This is a genomic window from Rhizobium sp. BK399 (assembly GCF_014194695.1).
Lineage (GTDB): Bacteria > Pseudomonadota > Alphaproteobacteria > Rhizobiales > Rhizobiaceae > Rhizobium.
In genome coordinates this window covers 1-2904 of the sequence record NZ_JACIAH010000048.1, presented here as the reverse complement: position 1 = coordinate 2904, position 2904 = coordinate 1, and the positions used below count along the sequence as shown (strand labels likewise).

The 2904-nt window shown below is 62.3% G+C and carries 3 protein-coding genes; 2 read left to right on the top strand and 1 reads right to left on the bottom strand.

Going from position 1 to position 2904, the window contains the following annotated elements; translation table 11 throughout:
* Positions 1–75: 75 nt before the first annotated feature.
* Complete coding sequence (locus FHT97_RS30605; protein WP_183865216.1) at positions 76–1482, top strand: HlyD family type I secretion periplasmic adaptor subunit; 1407 nt, start codon at positions 76–78, stop codon at positions 1480–1482.
* A 133-nt stretch (positions 1483–1615) separates the two neighbouring features.
* On the top strand, positions 1616–2497 hold the full coding sequence (locus FHT97_RS30600; RefSeq protein ID WP_348649664.1) for a PaaX family transcriptional regulator C-terminal domain-containing protein: 882 nt from the start codon (positions 1616–1618) through the stop codon (positions 2495–2497).
* Positions 2498–2676: 179 nt separating this feature from the next.
* Here the strand turns inward: FHT97_RS30600 and FHT97_RS30595 are convergent.
* Positions 2677–2904, bottom strand: a 228-nt coding sequence (locus tag FHT97_RS30595) for a hypothetical protein (RefSeq protein ID WP_183865212.1), incomplete at its 5' end; no start/stop codon positions are given.

Sequence of the window (2904 nt, the reverse complement as noted above, 5' to 3'; positions counted from 1 at the left end):
CGGCAGGCATGATCAACTGGTCACACGCTGCATGACATACCGTCACCTGTGGTCCCAGCAGATGAGGCAGGTAGCATGAACGCGCGCGCTGAAAAGCCAAGAGAGAACCTTCCAGTTCCAGCACCCGCCCCGGTCACTCAACCGGCGCTCAGGCGCTCGCTGCCAGCCGCGATCGCAGAGTTCCAGTCCGATGCCGTTGAGTTGGAGGAGCGCGCTCCGCCAAGGGTTGCCCGCATGACGCTCTACGGCATCACCGCGCTGATCGCCGCGGCAATCGTCTGGGCGTCCGTTTCGTCGATAGACGAGGTCGTCGTTGCGCCCGGCAAACTGATCACGACGCAGCCGACCATCGTCGTGCAGCCTCTCGAAACCTCGATCATCAGGACGATCAATGTCACGGCCGGAGAGATCGTGAAGAAGGGCCAGGTGCTGGCGACCTTCGATGCAACCTTCAGCCAGTCTGATGTCGATCAGCAGCGCGCCAAATTCATGGCACTCGACGCGCAGGTGAGGCGACTTGAGGCGGAGCTTGACGGGACAGACTACGCCAAGGCCGCGGGATCCACGCGGGACGAACTGCTGCAGATGCAGTTGTTCGACCAGCGTCGCGCCTACCGCGCCGCCCAGCTTCAAAACTATGATCAGCAGATCGCTGCACAGTCAGCGACGATCGCGTCGAGCAGAAGCCAGGAGGAGGTTCTGACGAACCGACGCGACACGCTGTCCCAGATCGAAGACGCCCGGGAGCGGCTTTACAACAAGGAGAGCGGATCACTGATCACATTGCTCGGCTCGCGCGACGCGCGCCTGGATGTGGAGACAACATTAACCGCCGTGCAGGGTAAGGCCGACGAGGCCGAGCATACCCTCGCCAAGCTCAGAGCTGACAGGCAGGCTTTCATCGAAGACTTCCGGCGCGCGGCCATGGAGCAACTCGTCGATCTGCGCAGTCAGCGCGATACTGCCTCCGAGGAAGTGAAGAAGATGGAGCTGCGGCGAGACATGGTGGCGATGACGGCGCCCGCCGATGCGGTCGTGCTTGATCTCGCCGCGCGCTCGGTCGGCTCCGTGGTGCGTGAGGCGGAGCCAATCGTCACCCTCGTTCCGCTCAATGTGCCGATTGAGGCGGAGGTCTCGGTCAATACCCGCGACATCGGTCGTATCACGACCGGCAAGGAAGCTCGCATCAAGTTCGATGCCTATCCGTTCCAAAAGTTCGGAACCGCATCTGGAACAGTCAGGACCGTGAGCCGCGACGCCTTCACGCCAACACAGCAGGAGGCTGCGACCCAAACTGCGGCTCCCTACTTCAAGGCCCGCATCCCGCTGGCAGATCCAAGGTTGAAAGGGTCGGACGAACCCGTCCGCCTGCTTCCAGGCATGACGGTGTCAGCCGAGATCATGGTCGGGCGCCGCACGGTCATCTCCTACTTCCTCTATCCCATCCTGCGCGGGCTCGACAGCGCAATCCGGGAGCCGTGATACGCGCCGGCCGGGGAAAATGAAAAACGATCAACGCTGATCGGCGCTTGCCGTCTGCGCCTTAGTCCACGACGAGGGTGCAAACGGTCGTCGCAATATGATAGTCGCAGTTCCACCACCCAAGGAGGAACCGGTGACGGCAGCGGCGAATTCGGCACATGCAGAAGCAAGCGGGTTGATAAAGCGGATTCTCGAGGAAACCCCGCTGAAGGCCGCGGGTTTCATCGTGACGATCTACGGCGATGTCGTAGAGCCGCGCGGCGGCATCGCCTGGATCGGAAATTTGATCGAGACCTGCGCAGGCGTCGGCATCAGCGAAACACTGGTGCGCACCGCCGTCTCCCGCCTCGTTGCTGCCGGTCAATTGTCAGGGGAACGGGAAGGTCGGCGTAGTTACTACCGCTTGTCAGAATCGGCAGGAAGCGAATTCGCCGCTGCGGCAGGCGTACTGTTCGGCGCACCCGAGGACGACGGATGGCAGTTTGTCCACGTCACTGGGGAAGCAGTCGAAGACGCAATGCAGATGCTAAAGCGATCCGGACATGCGCGCATCAACAACCGCTTGGCCGTCGGCCCCGCGCATGTGATGGCAACAGCAGTTCCCGGCCTTGTATTCCGGGCGGATTCGCCACACGACCCCAAGGCTCTGAGGGATTTCGCGTCCCAGTATTGGGATCTGTCTGCGCACGAAGAAGCCTATAAGGTATTCCTGGCGCAGTTTGACGGCCTTTCAACTCTCAACGTGCCGCCAGCCACAGCGCTGACAATGCGCCTGCTCCTCGTCCATCGCTTCCGCACCGTTCACCTGCATGACCCGAGATTGCCGGTCTCGGCACTCCCGGACAACTGGCCAGGGGGCGCGGCGAGGCGGTTGTTCGCGAAGCTTTACCGACACCTTTCCACCAAGGCCGACGCTTATGTCGCCGAAAGGTTCGTCACGGCATCCGGTTCGCTGCCGGCGTGGACCGAAGGGACGGACCATCGGCTCGACATGCTGGAAGGCAGTGAGCCGTAAGCCATGAGGTTTTGAGCACTTGCGCCGCCACGGTCGTCCCATGGCGGCGCGGGTGAAGCGAAATGCGGACGCGCGGCTCGCATCATTCGGGAACCGCGCGACAAACCCGGATGTCGGAAGATATAAGCCTGAATAAAACCCCGACCGGGAAGCCCGGTCGGGGAGGCGCGCTCGACCCCTCAAGAGACGCCGTTGAAGTCGCTGGCCGTCAGGTTGTAGTTGCCCTTCAGCATCAGCACGAAGTCGGCATCGGTGTTGCTGTCGACATTGCCGTGGATCACCGTGAACTCGTCGCCGTTCAGCACCTCGTGCGTCACCACCACCTGGCCGGCCGCCGTCAGCGCACCACCAGAGGCCAGCGAGAAGTGCTGCACCCCATCCATCCCGCTGTTGGCGTCGATCGCCGC